Source organism: Neisseria sp. HMSC068C04 (assembly GCF_001810105.1).
Taxonomy (GTDB): domain Bacteria; phylum Pseudomonadota; class Gammaproteobacteria; order Burkholderiales; family Neisseriaceae; genus Neisseria; species Neisseria flavescens_B.
In genome coordinates this window covers 7299-9110 of sequence record NZ_KV799958.1, presented here as the reverse complement: position 1 = coordinate 9110, position 1812 = coordinate 7299, and the positions used below count along the sequence as shown (strand labels likewise).

Sequence of the window (1812 nt, the reverse complement as noted above, 5' to 3'; positions counted from 1 at the left end):
TGCCAGTATTTTAGTCTATTAATTCCTGTTTCTCCTAGTTGTGCAATCACTTACACAAAAAGGCCATCTGAAATTTTTCAGATGGCCTTTTTGTGTTTCACATTTTAGTAAGCGCAATTGATATCGTTTTAACTCAGCTATACTCTTTTTTCTCATTACGCTTTTCTTTTCATATCCAAATAAAGTAAGATTCAGTCAAAGTATTACCCGTCCGGACGGCTTTATCCTGCATTTCGACTATGCCGACAACGGTCTGTTGCTGTCGGTGACCGAACCTAATGGCAACAGTACTACCTATCACTACAATGAAAACCGCCAGCCCGACCTCATTACCGACTGTTCCGGTTACGAAACCAAACTCTCCTATACACCCAAAGGACAACTGGTGCGCTTTACCGATGCACTGGGCCAACAGACTGAATACCACTACGACGCCAATCAAAACCTTACCCTCACCTAATCAACCATATCTTTAGGGGTAATACATGTATTGCCTCAAGGAGATGTCATCCAAGTCACGACATGAAGCCGTAATCTGAAAGATAGGTATTGATGATGCCATAACGGCGTGCGCGCTCTTCATCAGTCTCCACATCTAAAAAGTCGTTACTGCCTTTTTCTTTTTCTGCCTTAAAGGCATAAGAAAGAATATGTGCAGACAAATGGTTACCGTTTTTACCCTCTTATGATAGGCCTTTACTGCTTCATCAAATCTATCCTTAATCTGTAAATGACTCCCCAGTTCTAAAGAAGAAGCTCCCTGTCCTTGTTCAGAGGCACATTGGTGTATCTTGCGCATCAGCCGTCTTCAATATAGCCTTTGAGCAGATAGTATGCAGTAGGAGGAAACTGTTTATGCAACATTTTATACAATTTGTTGACTTCGGCTTCGACCTCAATGTCGGTACCCCTTGTCCAGTCGTTACTGAGCAGGAACTGCAGCCGTATGTTTGCCTTATAGTCGCTGTTGGTGGCGGTAATGAGGTAACCGCTTACCCCATCAAGATCTGCCAGTACTTAAACCTGCTTTTCCATTTGCCCATAAAGTTTTCAGCAATACTTTCCACGCTGACAATTTAGGCTCTGGCTTAAATCATAAAAAAACCGTCTGAAAACAAGCGATTTCAGACGATTTTTTGATAATGAATAGAATTTAAATCTAAGCAAAAAATTACGGATTAACTCGCAGACTATTATCGATAAAAACAAGCGTTTTCTCGACATCATACGCATGAATGGCTGAACTAAATACCGCCATTCTGTTAGAAAGTCGTTTTAATTCATCGCCTTGAAAAAATGCTCTCATCGCTTGACGATCAGCAAAACCTAAAATCAACACCCCATGAAACTGTACTTCCGGTGCATTATCATGCGCCACATTAGGTGAATTCCATTGACTTTTATCCCAAGGGTTATATGCGGTGGCACGCAATTCTTTTAATTTACCAATATTCGCTAAACTCGGCGCCAATTCTTGATTGATAAATTGTTGAAATTCATGTTCGCTGATATTAGGTCGTTTGCGAATAAAGACCATACTTCGAGCGTTCACAACATCATTGTGGTCTGCCACATGATACCACTTGGAATTTTCAGGCACTGCCGCATACAAAATGGTGCGTTTAAATAAATTCACTTCATCAGCCTGTGCCAACTGACTTTGCTTTTCGCCTTGAGCAGAGAAACCACTTTTTACAGTCACATCTGCCACCCCATCAATTTTTCTTTCAGCAGGAATACGGGTTTCTACACCATCAATGGCTGGCCACAGACCTGTAGAGACCTTTGCAAAAATAGTCTGTTAACGAAATT

General features: G+C 41.2%; 3 protein-coding genes. 1 reads left to right on the top strand and 2 read right to left on the bottom strand.

Annotation, left to right across the window (positions count from 1 at the left end; genetic code table 11):
• The first annotated feature begins 139 nt into the window (after positions 1 to 139).
• Positions 140 to 460, top strand: coding sequence for a hypothetical protein (locus tag HMPREF2700_RS12055; RefSeq protein ID WP_349267192.1), 321 nt, complete (start codon positions 140 to 142; stop codon positions 458 to 460).
• 55 nt (positions 461 to 515) lie between these two features.
• Here HMPREF2700_RS12055 and HMPREF2700_RS11815 read toward each other — a convergent pair whose 3' ends face one another.
• Together HMPREF2700_RS11815 and HMPREF2700_RS06625 are read right to left on the bottom strand one after the other, a co-directional pair.
• Positions 516 to 662 (bottom strand): DUF6396 domain-containing protein, encoded by a 147-nt coding sequence (locus HMPREF2700_RS11815; protein WP_168162738.1) that lies wholly within the window; start codon positions 660 to 662, stop codon positions 516 to 518.
• 509 nt (positions 663 to 1171) lie between these two features.
• Positions 1172 to 1711: a hypothetical protein gene (locus tag HMPREF2700_RS06625; RefSeq protein ID WP_070591090.1), complete on the bottom strand. Its 540-nt coding sequence runs from the start codon at positions 1709 to 1711 to the stop codon at positions 1172 to 1174.
• Positions 1712 to 1812: the final 101 nt, after the last annotated feature.